The organism is Mesorhizobium sp. M0808 (genome assembly GCF_040320025.1).
Classification (GTDB): domain Bacteria; phylum Pseudomonadota; class Alphaproteobacteria; order Rhizobiales; family Rhizobiaceae; genus Mesorhizobium.
Window position 1 is genome coordinate 159167 of the sequence record NZ_JAMYOX010000006.1, and the last position, 21539, is coordinate 180705.

19 protein-coding genes are annotated in these 21539 nt (G+C 62.2%); 7 read left to right on the forward strand and 12 right to left on the reverse strand.

Features of this window, described 5'->3' with window-relative positions; genetic code table 11:
* Window positions 1-179 precede the first annotated feature (179 nt).
* Complete coding sequence (locus NKI25_RS10915; protein WP_352680878.1) at window positions 180-1169, reverse strand: helix-turn-helix domain-containing protein; 990 nt, start codon at window positions 1167-1169, stop codon at window positions 180-182.
* Window positions 1170-1297: 128 nt separating this feature from the next.
* Here NKI25_RS10915 and NKI25_RS10920 point away from each other — a divergent pair, with 128 nt between their 5' ends.
* Window positions 1298-1945 carry a cysteine hydrolase family protein gene (locus NKI25_RS10920; RefSeq protein ID WP_352568024.1) on the forward strand — a complete coding sequence of 216 codons (648 nt, stop codon included), beginning with the start codon at window positions 1298-1300 and terminating at the stop codon, window positions 1943-1945.
* Window positions 1946-2023: 78 nt separating this feature from the next.
* Here the strand turns inward: NKI25_RS10920 and NKI25_RS10925 are convergent, their stop codons facing one another.
* From NKI25_RS10925 to NKI25_RS10960, 8 genes are all read right to left on the reverse strand, one after another.
* Window positions 2024-3703 carry a formate--tetrahydrofolate ligase gene (locus tag NKI25_RS10925; RefSeq protein ID WP_352645092.1) on the reverse strand — a complete coding sequence of 560 codons (1680 nt, stop codon included), beginning with the start codon at window positions 3701-3703 and terminating at the stop codon, window positions 2024-2026.
* 307 nt (window positions 3704-4010) lie between these two features.
* Entirely contained in the window at window positions 4011-5135 is a 1125-nt protein-coding gene (locus NKI25_RS10930) for a DUF2333 family protein (RefSeq protein ID WP_023679513.1), read from the reverse strand.
* Window positions 5136-5149: 14 nt separating this feature from the next.
* Window positions 5150-6448: a DUF6638 family protein gene (locus NKI25_RS10935; RefSeq protein WP_352998438.1), complete on the reverse strand. Its 1299-nt coding sequence runs from the start codon at window positions 6446-6448 to the stop codon at window positions 5150-5152.
* Window positions 6449-6646: 198 nt separating this feature from the next.
* Window positions 6647-8557, reverse strand: a complete 1911-nt coding sequence (locus NKI25_RS10940; protein WP_352680872.1) for an AAA family ATPase — start codon at window positions 8555-8557, stop codon at window positions 6647-6649.
* 24 nt (window positions 8558-8581) lie between these two features.
* Window positions 8582-9727 (reverse strand): hypothetical protein, encoded by a 1146-nt coding sequence (locus NKI25_RS10945; RefSeq protein WP_352797238.1) that lies wholly within the window; start codon window positions 9725-9727, stop codon window positions 8582-8584.
* Between the two features lie 35 nt (window positions 9728-9762).
* Entirely contained in the window at window positions 9763-10851 is a 1089-nt protein-coding gene (locus tag NKI25_RS10950) for a hypothetical protein (RefSeq protein ID WP_352615510.1), read from the reverse strand.
* A gap of 215 nt (window positions 10852-11066) precedes the next feature.
* The gene (locus tag NKI25_RS10955) at window positions 11067-11456 is read right to left on the reverse strand and encodes a c-type cytochrome (RefSeq protein ID WP_352998439.1); all 390 of its coding nucleotides are present in this window, start codon (window positions 11454-11456) and stop codon (window positions 11067-11069) included.
* 127 nt (window positions 11457-11583) lie between these two features.
* Window positions 11584-12195 carry a thymidine kinase gene (locus NKI25_RS10960; RefSeq protein WP_023679506.1) on the reverse strand — a complete coding sequence of 204 codons (612 nt, stop codon included), beginning with the start codon at window positions 12193-12195 and terminating at the stop codon, window positions 11584-11586.
* Between the two features lie 237 nt (window positions 12196-12432).
* Here NKI25_RS10960 and NKI25_RS10965 point away from each other — a divergent pair, with 237 nt between their 5' ends.
* The 3 genes from NKI25_RS10965 to choV all read left to right on the forward strand — a co-directional run bounded on the left by NKI25_RS10965 (window position 12433) and on the right by choV (window position 15519).
* Window positions 12433-13368: a choline ABC transporter substrate-binding protein gene (locus tag NKI25_RS10965; protein ID WP_352575760.1), complete on the forward strand. Its 936-nt coding sequence runs from the start codon at window positions 12433-12435 to the stop codon at window positions 13366-13368.
* Between the two features lie 118 nt (window positions 13369-13486).
* Window positions 13487-14341, forward strand: a complete 855-nt coding sequence (gene choW / locus NKI25_RS10970) for a choline ABC transporter permease subunit (RefSeq protein ID WP_254819158.1) — start codon at window positions 13487-13489, stop codon at window positions 14339-14341.
* Window positions 14338-15519 (forward strand): choline ABC transporter ATP-binding protein, encoded by a 1182-nt coding sequence (gene choV, locus NKI25_RS10975; RefSeq protein WP_023679503.1) that lies wholly within the window; start codon window positions 14338-14340, stop codon window positions 15517-15519. Before choW ends, choV begins: the two co-directional genes overlap by 4 nt.
* Before the next feature lie 237 nt (window positions 15520-15756).
* On the opposite strand, the gene NKI25_RS10980 is transcribed toward choV, so the two are convergent.
* Together NKI25_RS10980 and NKI25_RS10985 are read right to left on the reverse strand one after the other, a co-directional pair.
* Complete coding sequence (locus tag NKI25_RS10980; protein ID WP_352680863.1) at window positions 15757-17166, reverse strand: ATP-binding protein; 1410 nt, start codon at window positions 17164-17166, stop codon at window positions 15757-15759.
* Window positions 17163-17879 carry a response regulator gene (locus NKI25_RS10985; protein ID WP_352568020.1) on the reverse strand — a complete coding sequence of 239 codons (717 nt, stop codon included), beginning with the start codon at window positions 17877-17879 and terminating at the stop codon, window positions 17163-17165. The genes NKI25_RS10980 and NKI25_RS10985 overlap by 4 nt, the downstream gene beginning before the upstream one ends.
* A 237-nt stretch (window positions 17880-18116) precedes the next feature.
* Between NKI25_RS10985 and NKI25_RS10990 the strand changes: the two genes are divergently transcribed.
* The 3 genes from NKI25_RS10990 to clpS all read left to right on the forward strand — a co-directional run bounded on the left by NKI25_RS10990 (window position 18117) and on the right by clpS (window position 19276).
* Window positions 18117-18461: a hypothetical protein gene (locus NKI25_RS10990; RefSeq protein WP_023679500.1), complete on the forward strand. Its 345-nt coding sequence runs from the start codon at window positions 18117-18119 to the stop codon at window positions 18459-18461.
* Between the two features lie 36 nt (window positions 18462-18497).
* Window positions 18498-18713, forward strand: a complete 216-nt coding sequence (locus NKI25_RS10995; protein ID WP_352450529.1) for a hypothetical protein — start codon at window positions 18498-18500, stop codon at window positions 18711-18713.
* 257 nt (window positions 18714-18970) lie between these two features.
* Window positions 18971-19276 carry an ATP-dependent Clp protease adapter ClpS gene (clpS, locus tag NKI25_RS11000; protein WP_023679498.1) on the forward strand — a complete coding sequence of 102 codons (306 nt, stop codon included), beginning with the start codon at window positions 18971-18973 and terminating at the stop codon, window positions 19274-19276.
* Window positions 19277-19448: 172 nt separating this feature from the next.
* Here the strand turns inward: clpS and NKI25_RS11005 are convergent, their stop codons facing one another.
* Window positions 19449-21536 (reverse strand): hypothetical protein, encoded by a 2088-nt coding sequence (locus tag NKI25_RS11005; protein ID WP_352998440.1) that lies wholly within the window; start codon window positions 21534-21536, stop codon window positions 19449-19451.
* Window positions 21537-21539 lie beyond the last annotated feature (3 nt).

The window sequence follows — 21539 nt, forward strand, 5'->3', positions numbered from 1 at the left end:
GGCGAGCCCTCTTCGCGTCATCTGTCGCTTTAATATATGACAGATGACGCAGCCTTTCAAGCACGACAGGATCGAGAGCAGGGCAATCGCTTCGAGAGAAAAGATAGCCTACTCGGGCCAGCTGGCAGTCCAACGTCGGCACTGAAGCGATTGCCTTGGAATCGAGCGCGAGCCGAATTTCACCTCGGCATGTGCGCCACGCGCTGCTCCTGAGCACTCCTCGAGAATTCGCGCCGGTACTGCGCCGGCGAGGTTCTGAGGCGCGCTGCGAAGTGCTGGCGCAGCGAGGTAGCGCTGCCGAAGCCGGCCTCGAAGGCAACCGTGTCCATCGATTTTTCCGTTGCTTCCAGCAGCTGCTGCGCCAGCTGGACACGCTGGTCGGTCAGCCAGTCGCCGAAACTGGTGCCGATCGTTTTCTGGAAACGGCGCGTGAACGTCCGGCGGGTGAGGCCGGCGAGACCGGCAACGCTGTCCAGACTGTGCGGACCACCCAGGGTTTTGCGCACCGTTTCGAGAGCCTGGGTGAAGCGGTCCGCATTGCCGGTCCTGGCGATGGGACGTTCGATGAATTGCGCCTGCCCGCCCTGCCTGTGCGGAGAAAGCACGATCTGCCGGGCAAGGCGAAGTGCCGCCTCCGCGCCGTAACGAGCCCGTACGACGTGCAGGCAGCAGTCGAGCCCGGCGGCGACACCGGCGGATGTCACGACATCGCCATTGTCGATGTAGAGCACTTCCGGTTCGACGAGAATGTCGGGATAGAGTTCCTGCAGCTGATCCGCGTAGGCCCAGTGCGTCGCCGCTCGCCGCCCCGAAAGCAGTCCGGTCGCCGCAACAGCGAACGTTCCCAAGCACAGTCCGACGATCAGCGCGCCGCGCTCGTGCGCGCCAAGCAACGCGTCGATCAATGCGGCTGGAGGCGAGCTCCCGAGATCCTTCCAGCTTGGCACGATGACGATGTCGGCGTCATCGAGCGCGGAAAGCCGGTGCGGGACGCTGATGGTCAGCCCGGCATCGGTGCGGATCGGCCCGTCCTCAATCGCGCAGACCCGGAAGTCGAAGCGCGGCAGGCCGAGCTCCGTGCGATCCGCGCCGAACACGAGACACGGCACGGAGAGATGAAACGGGCTGATGCCATCGAAGGCGATGGCGGCAACGGCAGGATCGGTCATGGGAGCTCCAGCAACGGGTGAGGCCGATTGTCCCAATTCTTTCGAATAATGTCAATCGGGACACTTCTTGCAATCCGGTGCCGAGCTTATCGTGCACCCGTCAATGTCCAACGGGAAAGGAAAACCCCATGTCGCAACCAGCCAAAGGCAAAGCTCCACGCCGCGCCCTCATCGTCATCGATGTTCAAAACGACTATGACGGCGGCAACCTCGCCATCCAGCATCCGCCCTTCCGCGATAGCGTCGTCAATGTGGCGCGAGCGATGGATGCGGCCACCGAGGCAGGCGTCAAGGTGGTGGTCATCAAACAGTTGGCGCCGGAAACCTCACCGGTGTTCGCCAAGGGCAGCCATGGCGCCGAGTTGCACCCGGAAATCGCCAGGCGAAACCGCGACCACTACATCGAAAAGAACTTGCCCAGCGCCTTCACCGGCACGGACCTCGAGGAGTGGCTGCGCGCCAACTCTATCGATACGATCACAGTCATCGGCTACATGACGCATAATTGCGACCTGTCGACGGTCATCCACGCCGTGCATATGGGTTTTGAGGTCGAGTTCCTGTCGGACGCAACGGGATCGTTGCCGTACGCCAACAGCGCCGGCTACGCTTCGGGGGAGGAAATCCATCGCGTCGTGACGGTCGTATTGCAGTCGCGCTTCGCGGCCGTTCTCAAAACCGCCGAGTGGATCGATTGCCTGAAGACCGGCGTGGTACCCCAGCACGACACACCCTATGCCTCCAACCAGCGCGCGCTGGCGCGAAGCGCGGCTTAGGGACGAGCTCGTCGCGAAGTCGCCAAAAAGGGCGCCGCAGCGTTGCGGCGCCCTTTGCCGTTCGAGCATTGATTATCCCTAAAACAGGCCTTCGATCTGGCCCATTTCATTCAGGAAAATCTTTTCCGAGGATGGCGCTTTGGGCAGGCCGGGCATGGTCATCACCTCGCCGCAGATGATGACGACGAAGCCGGCGCCGGCAGACAGCCTGACCTCGCGCACCGGCACGGTGTGGCCGGTCGGCGCGCCGCGCAGATTCGGATCGGTGGAGAAGGAATATTGCGTCTTGGCCATGCAGACCGGCAAATGACCGTAGCCGGCGTGCTCCCAGGCGTGGAGTTGGTCGCGCACCGATTTGTCGGCGATCGCTTCGGAACCGCGATAGATGCGCTGGACGATGGTGTTGATCTTCTCGAACAGCGGCATGGCGTCGGGATAGAGCGGGGCGAATTGCGACGCGCCGGATTCGGCCAACGCCACGACTCTTTTGGCCAGTTCCTCGATGCCGGCCGATCCCTGAGCCCAGTGCTTGCACAGGATCGCCTCTTCGCCCATCGAGGCGACGTAGTCCTTCATCGCCTGGACCTCGGCCTCGGTATCGGAGTAGAAATGGTTGATGGCGACCACTGCCGGCACACCGAACTGGCGGATGTTCTCGATGTGGCGGCCGAGATTCGCACATCCCTTCTTGACCGCCTCGACGTTCTCCTTGCCGAGGTCCTCCTTCTTGACGCCGCCGTTCATCTTCATGGCGCGAACCGTGGCGACGATGACCGCCGCGGCGGGCCTCAGGCCGGCCTTGCGGCATTTGATGTCGAAGAACTTTTCGGCACCGAGATCGGCGCCGAAACCGGCTTCGGTGACGACGTAGTCGGCAAGCTTCAGCGCCGTCGTCGTGGCAACGACGGAGTTGCAGCCATGCGCGATGTTGGCGAAGGGGCCGCCATGCACGAAGGCCGGGTTGTTCTCCAGCGTCTGCACGAGATTGGGCTGCATGGCATCCTTCAAGAGTACGGCCATGGCGCCGTCGGCCTTGAGGTCGCGCGCATAGACGGCCGACTTGTCGCGACGATAGGCGACGATGATGTCGCCGAGGCGCTTTTCCAGGTCCTTCAGGTCGGTCGACAGGCACAGGATGGCCATGACTTCCGAGGCGACTGTGATGTCGAAACCGGCCTCGCGCGGGAAACCGTTGGCGACGCCGCCGAGCGAACAGATGATCTCGCGCAGCGACCGGTCGTTCATGTCCATGACGCGGCGCCAGACGACACGGCGGGTGTCGATGCCGAGCTCGTTGCCCCAATAGATGTGGTTGTCGATCAGCGCCGACAGCAGATTATGCGCGGTGGTGATGGCATGGAAATCGCCGGTGAAGTGGAGGTTCATGTCCTCCATCGGCACGACCTGCGCGTAGCCGCCGCCGGCGGCACCGCCCTTGACGCCGAAATTCGGTCCGAGCGAAGCCTCGCGGATGCAGACGATGGCCTTCTTGCCGATGCGGTTGAGGCCATCGCCCAAGCCCACCGTCGTCGTCGTCTTGCCTTCGCCGGCCGGTGTCGGGTTGATGGCGGTGACGAGGATCAGCTTGCCATCCTTGTTGCCCTTCACCGACTTGATGAACTCGGCCGAGATCTTCGCCTTGTCGTGGCCGTAGGGCAGAAGATGTTCGCTCGGAATGCCGATCTTCTGGCCGATCTCCTGGATCTGCTTCTTCCTGGCGCCGCGCGCGATCTCGATGTCGGACTTCACTTCGGCCATGGACGACTTCCCTCTGAATTGGACGGATTTGACTAGTGTGGTCGCAAGAATAGCCCGGCATTGCAGGCGCGGGCATGTTCTACCCCTGTCGCTGCCGCGGCGTCAACTTTCATGCAACTATGTTTCCTACGAAGAAAATGCCTCTGCGGCCGGCTGCCCTGCTACAGGTTCTTTTCGCGCCGGTTGCCGCGCCGTATAGAAGCCAGAGCAGGCGCGGTTCCGCCGTCTCAAAACAGCCGCGTAATACGCGAAAAGCGACAGAAGCAACGGCGCAAATTCACCAGCGCCGGCTGTGCGGGACGATCCGCTACTGCGTCAGCACGTTGCTGATCTCGACCATGTTCGAGCGCACCCTGAGTATGTAAAAACCCATCGTCGTCAGATGTGTCGGCAACAGCCAGCCGTCCTCGCGGCCATTGGCGATGATGAAGGGCTGGATGCGCAGCGCCGAGACGAACTGCGCGTCCATCGTATCCCACAGGTTCTGCAGGTGCTTTTCCTTGATGACGTCCTCGAAGTCGGCCTGTGCGCCCTTCATCAGCCCGTAATAGGCATAGAGCTGGCCATAGGCGAACCAGAAGCGGTCGTCGGCGCGAGTGTCGAACCAGCCATTATTGTGGTTTTCGGCACGCTCCTTGAGGATCGCCGAGGTCGAACCGATGTCGGACGAGATGCGGTCGATATACTGCTTGAGATTGTCGGCGCGGGCATCGAACGTCGCCTGGCAGGCTGCGAGGCGGGCGTTGAAGGAACGCAGCTTGCGCACTGCGTCGCGATAGTAGCTCGGCGTCGGCGTCTTGGGACCGAACGGGTTCAAGCCGAAGTACCAGGTTTCCTCATCAAACTGCAGATTGCCGCGGGCGTCCTGCAGGTCGGCGTCGATCTGCGAAGTGGTGCGGACGCGGCCGAGATTATCGGCAAGTTCGGTCGCCGTGCGCCGCACCGCCTGGTTGATGCCGCGCTGGAACGAAGCCTTGTTGTCCATGAACGGCGTGTGGTCCCAGTCGATGCCGAACAGGCCGAGCTTGTAGAGGATCATCGACGACACCCAGGCATTCTGGTTGACGTTGAAGTCGGTCAGGTCGGCAGCGACCTGGGCAATGGCTGAATTTCCGCAGGTCTTGGCCGTGTCGGTGCCGGCGCCCGCGGAAACCTGTTCACCGGCGGAGCTGTTGCGTTTTTCGAACGTGTATTTGTCGACGTAATTCGGGTCGAAATTGTTCCACCACTGGGTGGCGTAGAAGAAGTTGACATAGAGACCGATCAGCACGAGCACAGCCAGGCCGAGCACCGCCTTCAGGATCCAGCCGCGTTGCGTGTACCAGCGCCCCGCCCACAGGAACGGCCACAGGATCGCGCCGATGAGCAGGCCGATGCCGCGGCCAATCCACTGGAAAATCCGGGTGAAGAAATTCACGATCGGATCAAGCATGGCGATGTCACCCCTCAGTCAGTCAAGCCGTAGAGGCGTGTGCGAAACGCCACCTTGTCCTTCAGATATGTGGTTTTCAGAACGTCCACAACATGCGATCGCCAGGCGTCGCTGAAGCCTTCATAGTCCCTGTAGAAGCCCGGCTTGTTGAAGACGTAACGCGAAACGAAGTCCTGCGGCACGAAGTCCGAGATCAGCTGGTTGGTCAGCCAGGCGTCGGGATGGTCCGGCTTGGCGCGGATGACCAGGAAGCGCTGCTGCGGGAACACGTCCTCTATCTTGAGATGGCCGAGCTGGGCGATCTCGCGCTTGGCGGCGTTGAGGAAGGGAAAATTGCCGTCCCTGGTGATCAGATCGGTATGGCCGTGGATCCAGGTCTGCAGCCAGACCTTGTCGACGTCGGTCAGATTGCGGTCGGGATCGGCGTCGCGGATCAGCGCGCGCACCACCATTTCGGCGCGATGCTCGAGATAACCGGAGGTTTCGATCCATGAGGCGCGCGGCAGCTCGATGCGGCCGGTCGAGGCGAGGAACTTGAATACCTTGTCGGCATCGTGGATCGAAAGGTAACTCACCTGCCATGGCCGCGAGCGGCGGAAACCGGGCGCTGCCGGGTCGCTGATCACCGTCGTCACGTCGGGATCGACGAACACATAAAGTCCGCCGAAATGGCTGGTCCAATAGGCATTGTGGCGGAAGATCACCTGGTCCGGCACCAGCGCATTCTCGCGGATGTCGCCGCAGATCTTCGCCAGCTCGACCATGTGGGCCAGCATGGCGTTGTCGCGCCAGGCATCCGGCTCCTGCTTCAGCCGGTCGACCAGCTTGCCGAGTTCGGCGGCCTTGCCGAGCACATCCTCCGCCGACAACACCTTGAACTCGACCTGATTGATCGACAGCAGGTCCTCGATGTCGTCGACCTTGGGGACCGAATCCTCGATCTCGCCGTAGATGACGTCCTTGATCGTCAGCGCATCGATGGCGCGCTGGTTCTTGGACATGAACTCGTACATCAGCAGCGAAGTGTTGGAGAACGCCGTGTGCACCACCGGCAGGTCGATCTGCGACGGCGTCAGGATGATGAAGCGGCGGTTGACCTCGTTCGGATCGAGGTAGCTGTAGTCGCCGCATTCCTCGGCGACCTGCGGCGAAAAGCCGGTGCGGTCGATCTCGAAGCTTTTCAGCTTGGTCGGCTTCAAGCCGAACGCGACTATCGCCTTGTTGTAGCGCTGGATCAGGTGCGGCTCGTCGATCGTCAGCAGCCGGCCGTAGATCAGTTCGTTGTCGCGCAACAGATCGGGTTTCTTGGCCATTATTCCTTCTCCCCGTTCACGGGGAGAAGGTGCCCGAAGGGCGGATGAGGGGCGCGAACGCTCCTTCTCCCCTTGTGGGAGAAGGTGGCCAAGCGAAGCTCGGTCGGATGAGGGGTGTTCCAGCTTGACGAATACCCCTCATCCGTCGCCTTCGGCGACACCTTCTCCCACAAGGGGAGAAGGGGGCGTCGGCGCATCTCACGCATTCCACAGCCCCTTTTTCTTCAACTCCTCGATCTCGCGCACGGCACGCTCCCGCAGACGGGTGTCGCGGATCATCTTGGTCACCGCCGCATCATCGGACTTGTCGGAATAGCGGAACTCGGAATCCGCGTAGCGGTTGATCTCCTGCATGACCATGTCCATCGAGAATGGCCCGCGCAGCTCCTCGATCATCGCTTTCTTGTCGTCGTAACCCTTGTGCATGAAGGCTTCCGGCTTTTCGAACCACTCGTCCGGCAATTCGATGTCCATGGCGCGCATCTTGATGGCATCGGTAACGTTCTTGATGGCGCGGCCGGTAAAGCGCGGCTCGGCATCCTTGATCATATGCAGATAAGTGCCGATGTCGGCCATCGTCTTTGGCGCGCCATTCTCCTTCATGTAGCGCTCATAGACCTTCATCAACCCGTCTTCCTGTGGCTTCTCATGTTCCTCGTAAGCTTCCGTCACCGCGCGCTGGATCTCTTGCGCCGCATAGAGCTTGTGGTCGCCGAGCGGGATCTTGTGGTTCTTGCCGGCGAGCAGAACGAAGATGTCGATGTAGTCGTCGCGGCTCTGCGGGCCATCGACCAGCCAGCGCGCGCCGGCGCGCTGGCGTAGCGCGTCGTCTACGTTTTCGGGATAGTTGGAGAACATGCCGAACGAGCAGTTGCCGCGCACCACGGTCGCCGCACCTCCAAAGGCGTCCATCAGGACGCCGGTGATTTCCTGCTGGCCGGCCGAGGCGCGGTCGTCGGACCGGCGTGCCGCCACCTGGTCGATATCGTCGATGGTGCCGAAGCCGATGACGCGCGGGTTCAGCACATTGTTGACGAACTGGCGGCAGTTCTGGCCGGACTTGCCCTGGTAGGACGAGATCTGGTCGACGCCGAAATTCTCGTAGGCGAAGGGATAGCCGGCGACCTGGCAATAACCATTGAGAAGACCGGCGATCATCTGGATCAAGGTTGTCTTGCCGGTGCCGGGCGCGCCATCGCCGATAAAAGTGAACAGGAAGCCGCCGAGCTCGACGAACGGGTTCAGCTCGCGCTCGAAGTCATAGGCCATCAGCATCTTGGCAAGCTTGACCGACTGGTATTTGGCGATGTGGTTGCCGACGACCTCTTCCGGTTTTTTGAAGGTCATCACCAGCGGCTTTGCCCGCTTACCCGGCGCGACGTCGAAGCCGTCAAGGGTAAAATCGTCGACGTCGATGCGGATATGCGCGTTCTCGAACGGGCCGATGCCGTCGAAGCGGCCCTTTCGCGCCAACAGCCCGTCGATGGCGACACGGGCAAAGGCGCGGGCGCGGGTCATCAGGTCGGCATCGTCCTTCGAACCTGCTATCGCCCTGTCGAGCCCGGCCACGATCGACTTCACCGCATCCTGGGGCGTGTCGAACAGAAAGTCCGGCTCGGGCGTGTCGTTCGGCGCCTCGCCGTCGCTGTCGATCAGCTGGAACAAATAGGAGGCAAGGCTGAAGGCGGAGATGTAGGCAGAGGCCGACAGCAGCTTCTTGAAGGTGGCAGCTTCATCGCCTTCGAGCGGCGCGCGGGCGTTTTTCGCCTGCAGGCTTTCGAGGTCCGAGCCCTCGGCGAAGACATCCGATATGGCCAGCGCTATCGCTGTGCCGCGCCGGGCGCGAAACAACAGCGTGTGCTGCGGGATGGTCAGCAACTGGTCGTCGGAATGGACGGCGGCGACGGTTTTGGAGAGCTCGACCTCGCGCGTGCGGCGCACCGAGCCGACCGAGACGGTAGAGACGAAGCGGCGGTTGGTGCCGGCAAGCGCGGTGCCGGACTCGCGCGATGGGTCCTCCAGCACGACGATGCGAGTGATGAAACTTTGCGCAGTGGCACGGTGCTTTTCAATTGCCGCTTCCGGGATGGTGGTCAGGCCGGTGTCCATGGAGGATGCTCCGCGATTTGACGGTCAGACGTCGCTGATGACCTGTCCTTTGGACAGGATGTGGACCTTGTAGCCCGAAAAGATCTTCTGCGCCTCGCCGGCGGCATAGAGCGCCTGATAGGCCTCGTGCGGAATCAGCGCATGGTTCTCATAGCTCGACACGCCTTGCCGCGCGGCCTCGAGATCGTCGGTATTGATGAAGAATTCCTGCGTCGTCTTTTCGCTCGAAAACAGCCCCTTGCGGCCTGGCTTTTCGGCCTTGGAAAAGACCTCCTGGATGGTCCAGGTCAGCAGCCAGGCGTTTTCCGGCTTGCGCACCTTGGCCAGCACTTCGCTCACCGTCGAATTGTTATCGGTAATCCCTGCAGAATAGAACGGGCCGAGCACGACGCGACGCAGTTGCTTGGGATGCAGCGGCTCGAAATCCTTGTCGAGGTTGACCGCGATGGTCGCCGGCGACAGCGCGTAGGCGGAATTCTTCTCGGTGAAATCGTCGAAACGGTGGGCAAGCTCGGGATTGAGCAAGCCGTCGACCGGCAGCGGAATGTCGACCCTCTCATTAAGTTTGCCGCTGGAGTCGACAAGCTGCCGGATCATGTCGTCCGAGGAATCCTCGACCGTCACCATATACACAAGCGGCAGGTTGGCGCTGCCGTCGAAGCAGGCCCAGTGGACCAGATAATAGGGGCGCAACGTCTTCGGATTGACCGACACCTTGACCGTCTGGGCTAGCGTGAACGGGCCGAAGGTGGTCTCGCTCTTGACGTCCTCGAGGTAAAGCCGCTCGGCCATCGACTTCTGCAGCGCTTCGGGGAATTCCTTGTGGCGCAGGATGAAGTCGGCCATTTCCTCGCGCAGCTCGCTGGCCGAAGGGATGACGGCGAGACGGCTGTCGGCCTGGAGTCGGTCGTTTTCCAGTTCGAGCAGGTTCTGGAAAACCGGAAAACCGCTTTCGGCGCGCGAGATGCGGAACGTCTCGGTGAAGCCCAGCCGGTTGCGCCAGCACGAGAACGACTTGTCGAGCCGCGCAATATATTCGGCGACGACCTTGGCGACGATGCCGTGCCGGTAGAGCGGCGAGCGATCGTCGCGCATGAACACTTCGAGGCCGCCAAGTGCCGCCGCGATCGCCGAGAAATAGCGCGCCGCAGCTTCGTTTTCGGGGGTCATGCTGCCAGCCCTTGGGAGCAATGCACGTGCAGCAATTACGACTGCACGTAATTTGCCGAATTGTGCTTCTTCATCACATCGTCGAAGCGGCGGGCGAAGGCATCGTCGGCGAGCTTCTTGCGGCGCTGGATGTCGGCGGTGGCGACCATGTTCTTCTCGTGCATTTCAAGGAGATCGCCGATGTGCTTTTGCGAGGCGGCACCAATGCCGGCCATGGTCTCTTCGGCGGTGTTGTCGACCTGGCTGCCCAGCGTGTTGATCTTGTGGGCGACATCCTGTTGGGCGGCGGTCTTCAGCGAATCTTCCAGCGCCTTGTACAGAACGATGCGCTGCTCGGTATCGATGGTCAGCTTGTTGATCAGCGTCGATTGCGCCGCGATCTGGTTGTTGAGCGAATCGACGAAGGTCTGGAACATCGAGGTGTAGCGCTCCAGCGTCTGGCTTTCGGCCAGCAATTCCTGCTCCTTGGCCTGCTTCTCGTTGTATTCCGTGGCCAGTTTCGAGCGTTCGCCTTCAAGCTGCGTGCGCTCCTTCTGGCTGGTCGAGGCGGCGATCTTGTTCTCGATGTCGAGCAGCATCGGGTTGAGTTCCTCGATGCGCTTCTGCACGGTCTCGAGATTGGACATGGTGGTCTTGCGGCGCTCGATCACCTGCGACAGGCTGGCCTCGGAGGTCTTGTAGCGCGTGTCGAGAACCTGCTTCTGTGCCTTGAGGATGCCGACGATGGTGTCGGATTTCGCCAGCAGCTCCTGCAGATTGCCGGCCAGCGACATGTTGCGGACGCGGTCGGTGCGCAGGCGCTGCTTGCGCTGGCTGGAGAAGACACCGACGAAATTCTCCCAGCCGGTGTAGTTCTTCATGCTCTCGAATTCGGCGCCGAAGACGTTGGTGGCGTCCTCGAGGCCGATAATCAGGTCGGCGATATTGCCTTCCATCACCTTCTGCTGCTTCAGCACATCCTCAATGCGGGCATTCTCGATGTCGAAATTGGCGTCGCCGATCTTCTTGTCGGCGGTGGCGAGCGTATCGAGCACAGAACCGGACTGCTCGATCTTGGTGCGCATGTCCTCTACGACCTGCTTGGTCTTGGCAATCTCGGCATCGAAATTCTGCAATGTCGCCATTGGGGCCTCCCGCTTCGGCATCGGTTTCGTTTCGCAAACCGCCGCGAATATATGTGCCGGGTTTGGCGAATGAAAGACGGAAGCCATGGGATTACAGGAAAACAAAAGAATTTCAGGAGGCCGACCGCAGGATAGTCAGGCAATGATTACGGTGTAACTGCCGTCCGGTCAGACACCGCTTCAACCGCGGCTGGATTTTAGGTCGGGCGCGACGCTCAGGGCTTGGGATCGGCCTTGAGGTAGGCGATGACATTGGCGATGTCGTCGTCGCTGGTCAGGCCGGAGAAGGCCATTTTGTTGCCGGGGACCTTCTGCCGCGGCGCGCGCAGGTATTCGGCGAGGTTTGCTTCGTCCCAGACCAGGCCGGCGGCGCCGGCGTCCTTCATCGCCTGCGAGTAACGGCTGAGATAACTGTCCGCGGTGCCGGCGGTGCGGCCGACGACACCCAGCAGATGCGGGCCGACCTTGTCGTGGTCGCTCGTTGCCTCATGACAGGCCATGCATCTGTTGAAGACTTTCTTGCCGAGAGCGGCATCGCCGTCGGCATGCGCGGCAAGAGCGCCGGCGATGAGGAAAGCAGCGGCAGACGAAATGGCTCGAAGCATGGGAACTCCCCGACGGCTCTGGCTGAGAGGTTCTGAAATAGGAAGCAGGCCTTAAACAAGCGCCGCACGATGGCGCGATTGGCGAACGAATGTCGGCCGGGAGGTCGGATGAAAGCAATAGCGCTGGTCAGGTTTTGGTGAAGCCGATGAAATCGTCGGGCACGGCGCGGCCCATTTCTTCTTCCCAATGGCGGCGGCAGAGCGAGACGTAGACATCCTTGCCGATCGCCACCTGTTCGCCCTGTTTCGCCACCTTGCCGTCGGCGCCAAGGCGCACCACCATCGTCGCCTTGCGGCCGCAACGGCAGATGGTGCGCACCTCGCGCAGGTCGTCGGCGATTGCCAGCAGGGTGCGCGATCCGGAAAACAGCTTGCCTTGGAAATCGGTGCGCAGGCCGTAGCACATGACCGGGATGTTCAGCCGGTCGGCGATGCGGGCGAGTTGCCAGACTTGCTCTTCTTCGAGGAACTGCGCCTCATCGACGAAGACGCAATGGACCGTGGCGTGGTCGTGATGCTCGGCGACCCGGGCAAACAGATCGTCGCCGTCGCGGAACATCTCGGCTTCCGTCTCCAGGCCGATGCGCGACGAGATCAGCCCGGTATCGCCCTTGCGGTAGTGGCCGGCGATGAACAGCATCGTCGTCATGCCGCGCTCGCGGTAATTATAAGAGGCCTGCAACAGCATCGTCGTCTTGCCGGCATTCATCGTCGCATAATGGAAGTACAGCTTGGCCATGCCGTCCTTTTAAGCCGAGTTGCAACAAAGCGGGGAGGGGGAGCGCCTACATTCCACCGGGAAAAGGCGACTTCCATCCGGAAAGCGGCGGGCGTGTCGCTGATCGGCCAGCCTGCGCCGTTGTTCGTGATTGCCTTAGTGCTTGAAACCGCAGCAGAATGATGTTTGGCTGACGGAACAAAGGCGGAGATAAAACCGTCGCTTCGCTTCACCGAGAACTGAAATGGGAGAATTTTCATGTCGCGTATGAGTTCATTCGTCGCCGGCCTCGGCCTGGCGGTTTTTCTATCCACGACTGGGGCCTTCGCCGGCGATCCGGAAAGCTGCAAAACGGTGCGTCTGTCCGATGTCGGCTGGACCGACATACAGGCGACCACAGGCATAGCCTCGGTGCTGCTCACCGCGCTCGGCTACGAGCCGCAGGTGATCCAGCTTTCGGTGCCAGTGACCTATGCGTCGCTGAAGAACAAAGACCTCGACGTGTTTCTCGGAAACTGGATGCCGTCGATGACCAACGACATCAAAGACTATGCCGCCGAAGGCTCGGTCGAGACCGTCAGCGAAAATCTCAGCGGTGCCGGCTACGGCATTGTCGTGCCAACCTATGTCGCCGATGCCGGTGTCAAGACGCTGACCGATCTCGGCAAGTTCAAGGACAAGTTTGACGGCAAGATCTACGGCATTGAAGCCGGCAATGACGGCAACCGGATCATCCTCGACATGATCAAGGATCCGAAGACCAATCTCGAAGGCTTCGAACTGGTCGAATCTTCCGAGGCCGGCATGCTCACCCAGGCCGACCAGTCGATGAAGAACAATGAATGGATCGCCTTCCTCGGCTGGACGCCGCATCCGGTGATGGGCGCCATGAAGATCACCTATCTCGAGGGGATGGGAGATAGCGGCTTTGGTGCTGCCACCGTGCATACCAATGTACGCAAGGGCTACATGAGCGAATGCCCGAACGCCGGCAAGTTCATCGCCAATCTGAAGTTCAACCTGGACATGGAAGGCGAGATGATGGACGCGATCCTGAAGGGCGGCGATGCCAATACGGTCGCGACCGACTGGCTGAAGAAGCACCCGGACGCGGTCGCTCCCTGGATCGCCGGCGTCACCACCTTCGACGGCGGCGATGCGGCGGCTGCGGTAAAAACGGCGCTCGGAAGCTGACCCGACCATCTGGTATGACGAGACAAGGGGCAGCCACGGTAGAAATGGCTGCCCTTTTTCATATCCTGTGACAAGATGACCGTCCGGCGAAGGACGGCGCCGGCAGAAGAGGGGCTAGATGGATCCGATCTCCAAATTCCTGGTCAGTTACAAGATTCCCATCGGGGCATGGGGGAAGGCGTTTTTCGGCTTTCTCACCGACAATTTCGACACCATCTTCAGGGCTTTTTCCAACAGCCTCAACTTCCTGCTCGACGGCATCGTCGACGGGCTGCTGTTGCTGCCGCCGGTTCTGCTGATCGCGCTGATCGCTCTGCTCGCCTATTTCCTGCAGCGCTCGAAAGGCCTGGCTTTGGCGGTATTCATCGGATTGCTGTTCATCCTCAACCAGAACCTGTGGAAGCAGACGGTGGAGACGCTGGTGCTGGTGGTCGCCGCCGCCGCCGTGTCGATGGCCATCGGCGTGCCGCTCGGCATCTGGGCCGCGCACAAGCCGAAGGTGTATCGCGTCATGCTGCCGGTGCTCGACCTGATGCAGACATTGCCGACCTTCGTCTACCTGATCCCGGTGCTGACCCTGTTCGGCCTCGGCAACGCGCCCGGCCTGATCGTCACCATCATCTTCGTCATCCCGACCTCGGTTCGGCTCACCCATCTCGGCGTCACCTCGGTGCCGAAATCGATCGTCGAGGCGGGCGAGGCGTTCGGCGCCACCAAGCGCCAGCTGCTGTGGAAGGTCGAGCTGCCTTCGGCGCTGCCGACCATCATGGCTGGGCTGACCCAGTCGATCATGCTGTCGCTGTCGATGGTGGTGTTCGCCGCCCTGATCGGCGCCGGCGGCCTCGGTACGGAAATCAACCGGGCGCTTGGTTCGCGCAGGATCGACCTCGGGCTTGAGGCAGGGCTGGCGATCGTCGTGCTCGCCATCGTGCTCGACCGGATGACGCGCATCGGCGTGGGAGGCAAGAAATGACCGTCGCCGTCGATTTCAGGAATGTCGACATCGTCTTCGGCGCCGACCAGGCAGGCTCGCTGGCGCTGATCGACAGTGGTGCCACCCGAGCCGAGATCCTCGAACAGACCGGCAATGTGCTGGGCTGCGCCGGCGCCAGCCTCACCGTGAACGAGGGCGAGATCTCGGTGCTGATGGGGCTTTCCGGCTCCGGCAAATCGACGCTGCTCAGAGCCGTCAACCGGCTGAACGTCGTCTCGCGCGGCCAGGTGCTGGTCAAGGACGGCGACGGTACGGTCGACGTCGTCACCTGCGACGAGGCGACGCTTCGGCGGCTGCGGCAGAAGCAGGTGGCGATGGTGTTCCAGCAGTTCGGCCTGCTGCCGTGGCGCACGGTGGAGGAGAATGTCGGCCTTGGCCTCGAGCTCGCCGGCGTACCCGAAGCCGAGCGCAAGGAGCGGGTGAACAGGCAACTGAAGCTGGTTCATCTCGACCAGTGGTCGAAGAAATATGCGCATGAGCTTTCCGGCGGCATGCAGCAGCGCGTCGGCCTGGCGCGCGCCTTTGCCACCGAGGCGCCGATCCTGCTCATGGACGAGCCGTTCTCGGCGCTCGATCCGCTGATCCGGACCAAGCTGCAGGACGAGTTGCTGCAGCTCCAGGCCGAGCTGAAGAAGACCATCATCTTCGTCAGCCACGACCTCGAGGAGGCGCTGAAGATCGGCACCCATATCACCATCATGGAAGGCGGGCGCATCGTGCAAACCGGCGCGCCGGAAGACATCGTGCTGCGGCCCGCCAACGACTATGTCCGCGACTTCATCGCCAATGTGAACCCGCTCTCGGTGCTGACTGCGTGGAACGTCATGCGCGACCGCCGCGACCTCGAACACGGCGAGAACGGCTGGGTGTGGCTCGACCGGCGCAGGACGACGCGTTTCAAGATCGACGAGCATGGGCTGGTGGCGGCGGCCGAGCGCGACGGCAAGCCGGCGGTCTGGGTGTCCTGCGCCGATGTCGAAGCCCAGCCGGAGGAGACGGCTCAGGTATTCTGGGCCAATCCCGGCACCTCGCTGAAGACCGTGATGCTGGCCATGCATCGCTCGCAGACCGCACCGGTGGCGCTGTTCGACGACCAGTCGCGCTTCGTCGGCGCCATTGGCGTCAGGGATGTGCTGAGCGCGGTCCTGCGAAGATAGTTTTTCTCCTTGGGGAGAGAACCAAGACCAAACGCCGAGTTCTGTCGCGCCCCCCTCTGTCCTGTCGGACATCTCTCCCACTTGGGGGGAGATCGGCGGTTTCGCGGACGGCTCTCACATTCCAACGTTTGTAATTGGCGAAATCGGCGACGACGGCCAATCTCCCCACCTGTGGAGGAGGTGTCCAGCAGAACAGAGGGGGCGCGAAGGAACGCCGGCTTAGCCCGATACCGCAAGCTAAACCGCCAGCGGCAGGCGCAGCTCCGTCATCAGGCCGCCATCGGGATGGTTGGACAGGCTGACTTCGCCGCCGGCGCTACGGGCGATGTTGCGGGCGATGGTCAAGCCGAGGCCGAGGCCGCCGGTCTGACGGTTGCGCGACTGTTCCAGGCGCACGAACGAGTCGAACACGGCGTCGAGCTCGGCTTGCGGTATGCCCGGACCCTCGTCATGGATCGCCAGCGTGATTGTCTTGCCTGATTGACGCAGGCTGAGATGCGCCCTCTTGCCATAGGTCACCGCGTTCTGGACGAGGTTGGTGACACAGCGCCGTAGCGCGACCGGCCGCGCGACGCAGATCAGGCCGCGCGAGCGCGCGTCCTCATTGTCGAAGGAGACCTCGTCGAAGTCGTCGGCGATCGATTCTACCAGCGACCAGAAATCGATCCTCTCGCTCTTCTCCTCGGTCACCTCGAAAGTGGCGAAGTCGATGACCGAGCTGGCAATGCCTTCGATGTCGGCGAGGTCGTGCGCCAGTGCGGCGCGCACGGACGAATTCCTCAGCAGTTCGAGGCGCAGCCGCATCCTGGTCAGCGGCGTGCGCAGGTCGTGCGCCAGTGCGGCCGCAAGATGCTCGCGGTCCTCGACGTAGGCGCGCAGCCTCGCCTGCATGGCATTGACCGCCTTTGCCGCGGTACGCACCTCGCGGCTGCCGCTCTCGGCGATTGGCGGGCTTTTCAGGTCCTCGCCGATCCGCTTCACCGCGGTCTCCATCATCCGGTAGGGCGCCGTCAGCCGGCGCAACGACCAGATCGAGGAAGCCACCACCAGCCCGGCGATCAAGGCATAGAGCGGCACGCTATCGAAGCTCAGTATCGGTCCGGCCGGTGTGTTCGGCTCGGTGAAGTTCAGCCATTGGCCGTCGGCAAAGCGAAGCGAAGCGGTCAGCTTGTCGCTCTGGGCGAAATCGGCCGCCAGCACCAGCAGGTCGCGCTCGACCTGGCCGATATCGGGACCGGCGACCGTCCCACCGGGAGCGTCGGCTTCGTGCGTTGCCGGGTCGCGGCGGACCCGCGCGTCGGTGATGCCGAACTTCGATAGCCGACCGACCAATATGTCTTCCAATTCGGCCAGCTCGTCGTCGCCGGCTATCGACGAAGTAACGGCGGGCGTGTCGGAGACGGTGAGCGCATAAGTGGCGTTGAACAGGCCGGAGGCCGTCGCCTTGCGCTGTTCCGGCTTAGCATCATGCATCAGCTGCACCAGCGAGAAGGCGCGGTCGTTCAGCCGATAGAGATCGACGACGTCATTGGCGGCGGCACGGTCGCGCGAAACGATGTAAAGGGTCGCGATCTGGCTGATCAGCAGGCCGGCGATGACGATGAGCAGCACCCAGACCGGCAGCGTTTGCGGCAGGATGCGTCTCATTCGGAGGTCGTCTCAGGCAGGAACTGGTAGCCGCCGCTGCGCACGGTCAAGATCAGCTTCGGCGTTTTCGGGTCGTCCTCCATCTTGCGCCGCAGCCGACTGACCAGAATGTCGACGCTGCGGTCGAAGCTGTAGCCGCTGTCGCCGCCGGACAGCTCGATCAGCTGCTCGCGGCTCAGTACGCGCTGCGCGCTCTTGACGAAGGTCTGCAGGAGATTGAATTCGGCCATCGTCAGCTCGATCCTGACGTCGCCGGGCGCCATCAGCCGGCGGCGCGAACAGTCCATCGTCCAGCCGGCGAAATGGTAGATCTGCCGCGAGGCGGCGCGTCGCGGTTCGGCGGCGCCATTGCGTCTCAAGACGGCACGAATGCGTGCGAGCAGCTCGCGCGGATCGAAGGGTTTCGGCACGTAGTCGTCGGCGCCCATCTCCAGCCCAACCACGCGGTCGGTAGTTTCGGTAACCGCGGTCAGCATGATGATCGGCGTCGAATAATTGGCGCGCAACTCGCGGCAGAGCTCCAGCCCGCTCTTGCCGGGCAGCATGACGTCCAGGACGATCAGGTCGACCTGGGCGCGGCGCAGGATGGTCTCCATCTCGGTGCCGTCGGCGGCGATCGATGTATGCAGCCCTCGCTTCTGGAAAAATTCCTGAAGGAGGTCGCGAATGCCCTTGTCGTCGTCGACGATCAGTATGTGGGGGTCGGATTTCACAGGGAACCTGTCATTTGTGGATCGCCCAAGCGCTGCTTCGGCCGTCAGCCAGACGATAGAATTCAGGCCATAAGTTGGCCAGTGGAGATCGGCGGCCCGATCCGGGCTGCCCAGAAACAATCCAGAAACAAAATTCTACAATCCGGAAAAACTGCCGAAAAAAATCAAAGGCATAAGTGGTGCCGTGGCGGTCAGGTCATCGGCTGCGACACGCGTTACGGGATTACGGACAGGCCAATGCAAAGGTTCTCGATCAGTCTGATGGGTGCGTTGCTTTCCATTTCGCTCGTCACGGCCGCGGTCGAACATGCCGACGCAAAACTGGCCGATGCGAAGGTGGCCAATGCAAAGGCGGCCGATGCAAAGGTGGCGACCACCCGCAGCGAGCGTTGCATCGATCTGAACCGGCAGTTTGACGAAGCCCTCGAAACCCATGCCGCGGCAACGCAGGTCACCGCTGCGAAAGCACTTCAAAGAAAGGGAAACCGGTTCTGCGCCAACAAGAAACAGGCACAGGGAATCCGGATGCTCGCGAACGCTTTGAAGCTGCTTGGAGTGACACCGATCGATCCCGTTCAGTGACACTCAATCCGATCTGCACAAAAAGGAAGTGAAGCCATGAAAAAGTCCCTCCTCTCCGCCCTCGGTCTCGCCATCGCGCTGGCCGTCTCGATGCCGGTTCTCGGCGCCAGCAGCGCCAATGCCGCGACCACCACCCCGGCTGCGACGACAACGACGACCGCTGCGCCGGCCAAGGCCGTGAAGAAGGTCGCTGCCAAGAAGACCGTCAAGAAGCACAAGAAGCACGCGGTCAAGGCAGCTCCCAAGGCCTGATCAAGCGACATCTTTCTACCCTATGAGAAGACCGCTCCAGTTGCGATTTGCCTGGAGCGGTCGTCTTTTTTGTTGCGTGCAGACAGTAGGGCCAGTCCCGGCCCACACCCCCCGTTGAACGCCAGACGGCAGTTCCCACATAGGCACAGACTTTTGAACTGCGCCTGCCGGGAAGCCGATCGCGCGCGGTTGAATGGACGACCGCTTTTGCCCATGTCAAAATGACCGCAAAGCTGTCGTACGCAATTGCCGGTCCAATGCCTGAAATCACGACAAAACCCCGTACCAGCACGAAGCCGAAAGTCGAACGGCCGAAGCTCTACAAGGTCATCCTGGTCAATGACGATTTCACTCCGCGCGAGTTTGTCGTGACGGTGCTGAAGGCCGAGTTCAAGCTCAGCGAAGACCAGGCGCATAGAATAATGATCACCGCTCACCGGCGCGGCGTCTGCGTTGTCGCCGTCTTCACCAGGGATGTCGCCGAGACCAAGGCGGCGCGGGCAACCGATGCCGGCAAGGCCAAGGGTTACCCGCTGATGTTCACGACGGAGCCGGAGGAGTAGGGCGGTTCGCGTTCTTCCTTCTCCCCATGTGAGAGAAGGTGGCCGAGCGAAGCTCGGTCGGATGAGGGGTGTTCCACCTTGGCAAGGACGGCACTCCGTCCAGCACCCCTCAACCGTCTTGGCGCTGCGCGCCAATCCACCTTCTCCCACAAGGGGAGAAGGATAAACCGCGTTACCGCCCTTCGCGGTACCACATCGAGCCCATCGCCAGAAGCAGCAGGCCGAGCCCCAAGAAGCCGCCGAACAGCGGCACGCGCGAGACGGCCTTGAGTACGCTGTCGTCGGTGGTGCGCAGGCCGATCCAGTCATCGCCGGAGGCAGCGCCCGAGGAACGGACCGGAACGATCGAGGGCAGCGTGACCGTGCTGGTGAGAGTGCCAAGTGCCGAGGCCGGCGCCAGCCGGCGAACGCTGCCGCCGGTTGCCTCAGCCGGTGGTTTGAGCCGGTTCTCGGTGGAGACGACGTCGGTGAATTCCGGGGCGTTGACCGGCCCGACATGGGCCAATGCCGTCAGGTCGCCATTGCCGACCTGATAGAGACCGATTTCGCTGGTCTCGACGCTACCGAGGAAGACGCCTGGTTCGGATTTCTCGAGCCTGACGATCAGTGCCTTGCCGGACGGCGTGATGACTTGCGCCGGGCCGGGGTCGTCGCTCATCGTCTGGCGGCGGATTTCAAGCACCATGCCCCGGCCGTCGGCGGTCAGCCGCTCTTCCTCGAGTTCGGGCTCCTTCATCAGCCAGTGGGCGATACGCCGGTAGAGCTGGACATGGGGGCCGCCGCCCTCGAAGCCGCGCGCCCACAGCCAGCCCTGGTCGGACAGAAGCATGCCGACGCGGCCTTCGCCCTTGCGATCGAGCAGCAGCAGCGGCCGGTTGTCGGCGCCCTTCATCACCACCTCGCCCTCGGGATTCTCAACGCCGATGGTGCGGAACCAGCGGCTCCAGTGCGGCGGCTCGGTCGCGGAGCCGTCGAGCCCGCGCGTTACCGGATGACGCTGGCCGGTATCGGTGAGGCGCGGATAGAAGGCCTTGTCGATGACCTCGCCGGTCGGCATTGCCGGCAGCGCCGACATCAGCGGCGTGCGGGCGATCGAGCTTTCGCCGGCATATTCGGGGCCTGCCGCGATCAGCAGCGCGCCGCCCTTTTCGACATACTCGGAGATGTAGTCGTAATAGAGGATCGGCAGCACGTCGCGGTGCTGATAGCGGTCGAAGATGATCAGGTCGAAATCCTTGATCTTCTCGACGAACAGCTCGCGCGTCGGGAAGGCGATCAGCGACAATTCGTTGATCGGCGTGCCGTCCTGCTTTTCCGGCGGGCGCAGGATGGTGAAGTGCACGAGGTCCACCGAAGCGTCGGATTTCAGCAAATTGCGCCAGGTGCGCTCGCCGGCATGCGGTTCGCCGGAAACGAGCAGTACGCGCAGATTTTCGCGAATGCCATCGATCAGCGCGATGGCGCGGTTGTTGGTGTCGGTGAGTTCGCCCGGCTCGTGGTTGATGGCGAGTTCGACAATGTTGCGCCCGGCGCTGGGAATGGTCACTTGCAGCGGCATCGCCTGGCCGATGTTGGCGTGCTCGACCGATACCTGCTCGCCATTGACCGATACGCGGACATCGACCGGGCCGGTTTCGTTGTTGGGGGCGATGACGCGATAGGTCATGTCGAGCGGCTTGCCGACGAGGCCGAAGCGCGGCGCATTCTCGAAGCGGATGCGGCGGTCCTTCTCATGGTCGTTGCCGGTAATCAGCGCATGCAGCGGGGCATTGAAGTCGGGCGCGCCGGGCGGCGCGTCATGGACCTCGCCATCGGTGATCATGATGGCGCCGCCGATGCGCGACGGCGGCACGTCGCGGAAAGCATTTTCGAGCGCGGAAAACAACCGCGTCTCGGTGCGCTCGTCGGCGGCTTCGGACTTGCCGGCCTCGACGACACGGACGTCGAACTGCTTGAAGCGGCCGAGACGCTGCTGAAGCCCGGCCAACGCCGCGTCTGTCTGCTTGGTGCGGTCGTCGATATCCTGGCTCTGGCTGCGGTCGACGACGACGGCGACGATGCTTTTCAGCGGCTCACGTTCTTCGTCGAGGAACACCGGATTGAGCAGCGCCGCAGCCAGGGCAATCAGGGCTGCCAGGCGGAAGACCGCGCCGCGCTGGCGAAACCAAAGGCCGACCAGCGCCAGCAGCAGCAGCGGTACCAGAACCACTGCGAGCAGTGGCCAGGTGATGAGCGGTTCGAAGGAGAGCGACCAGTTCATGGT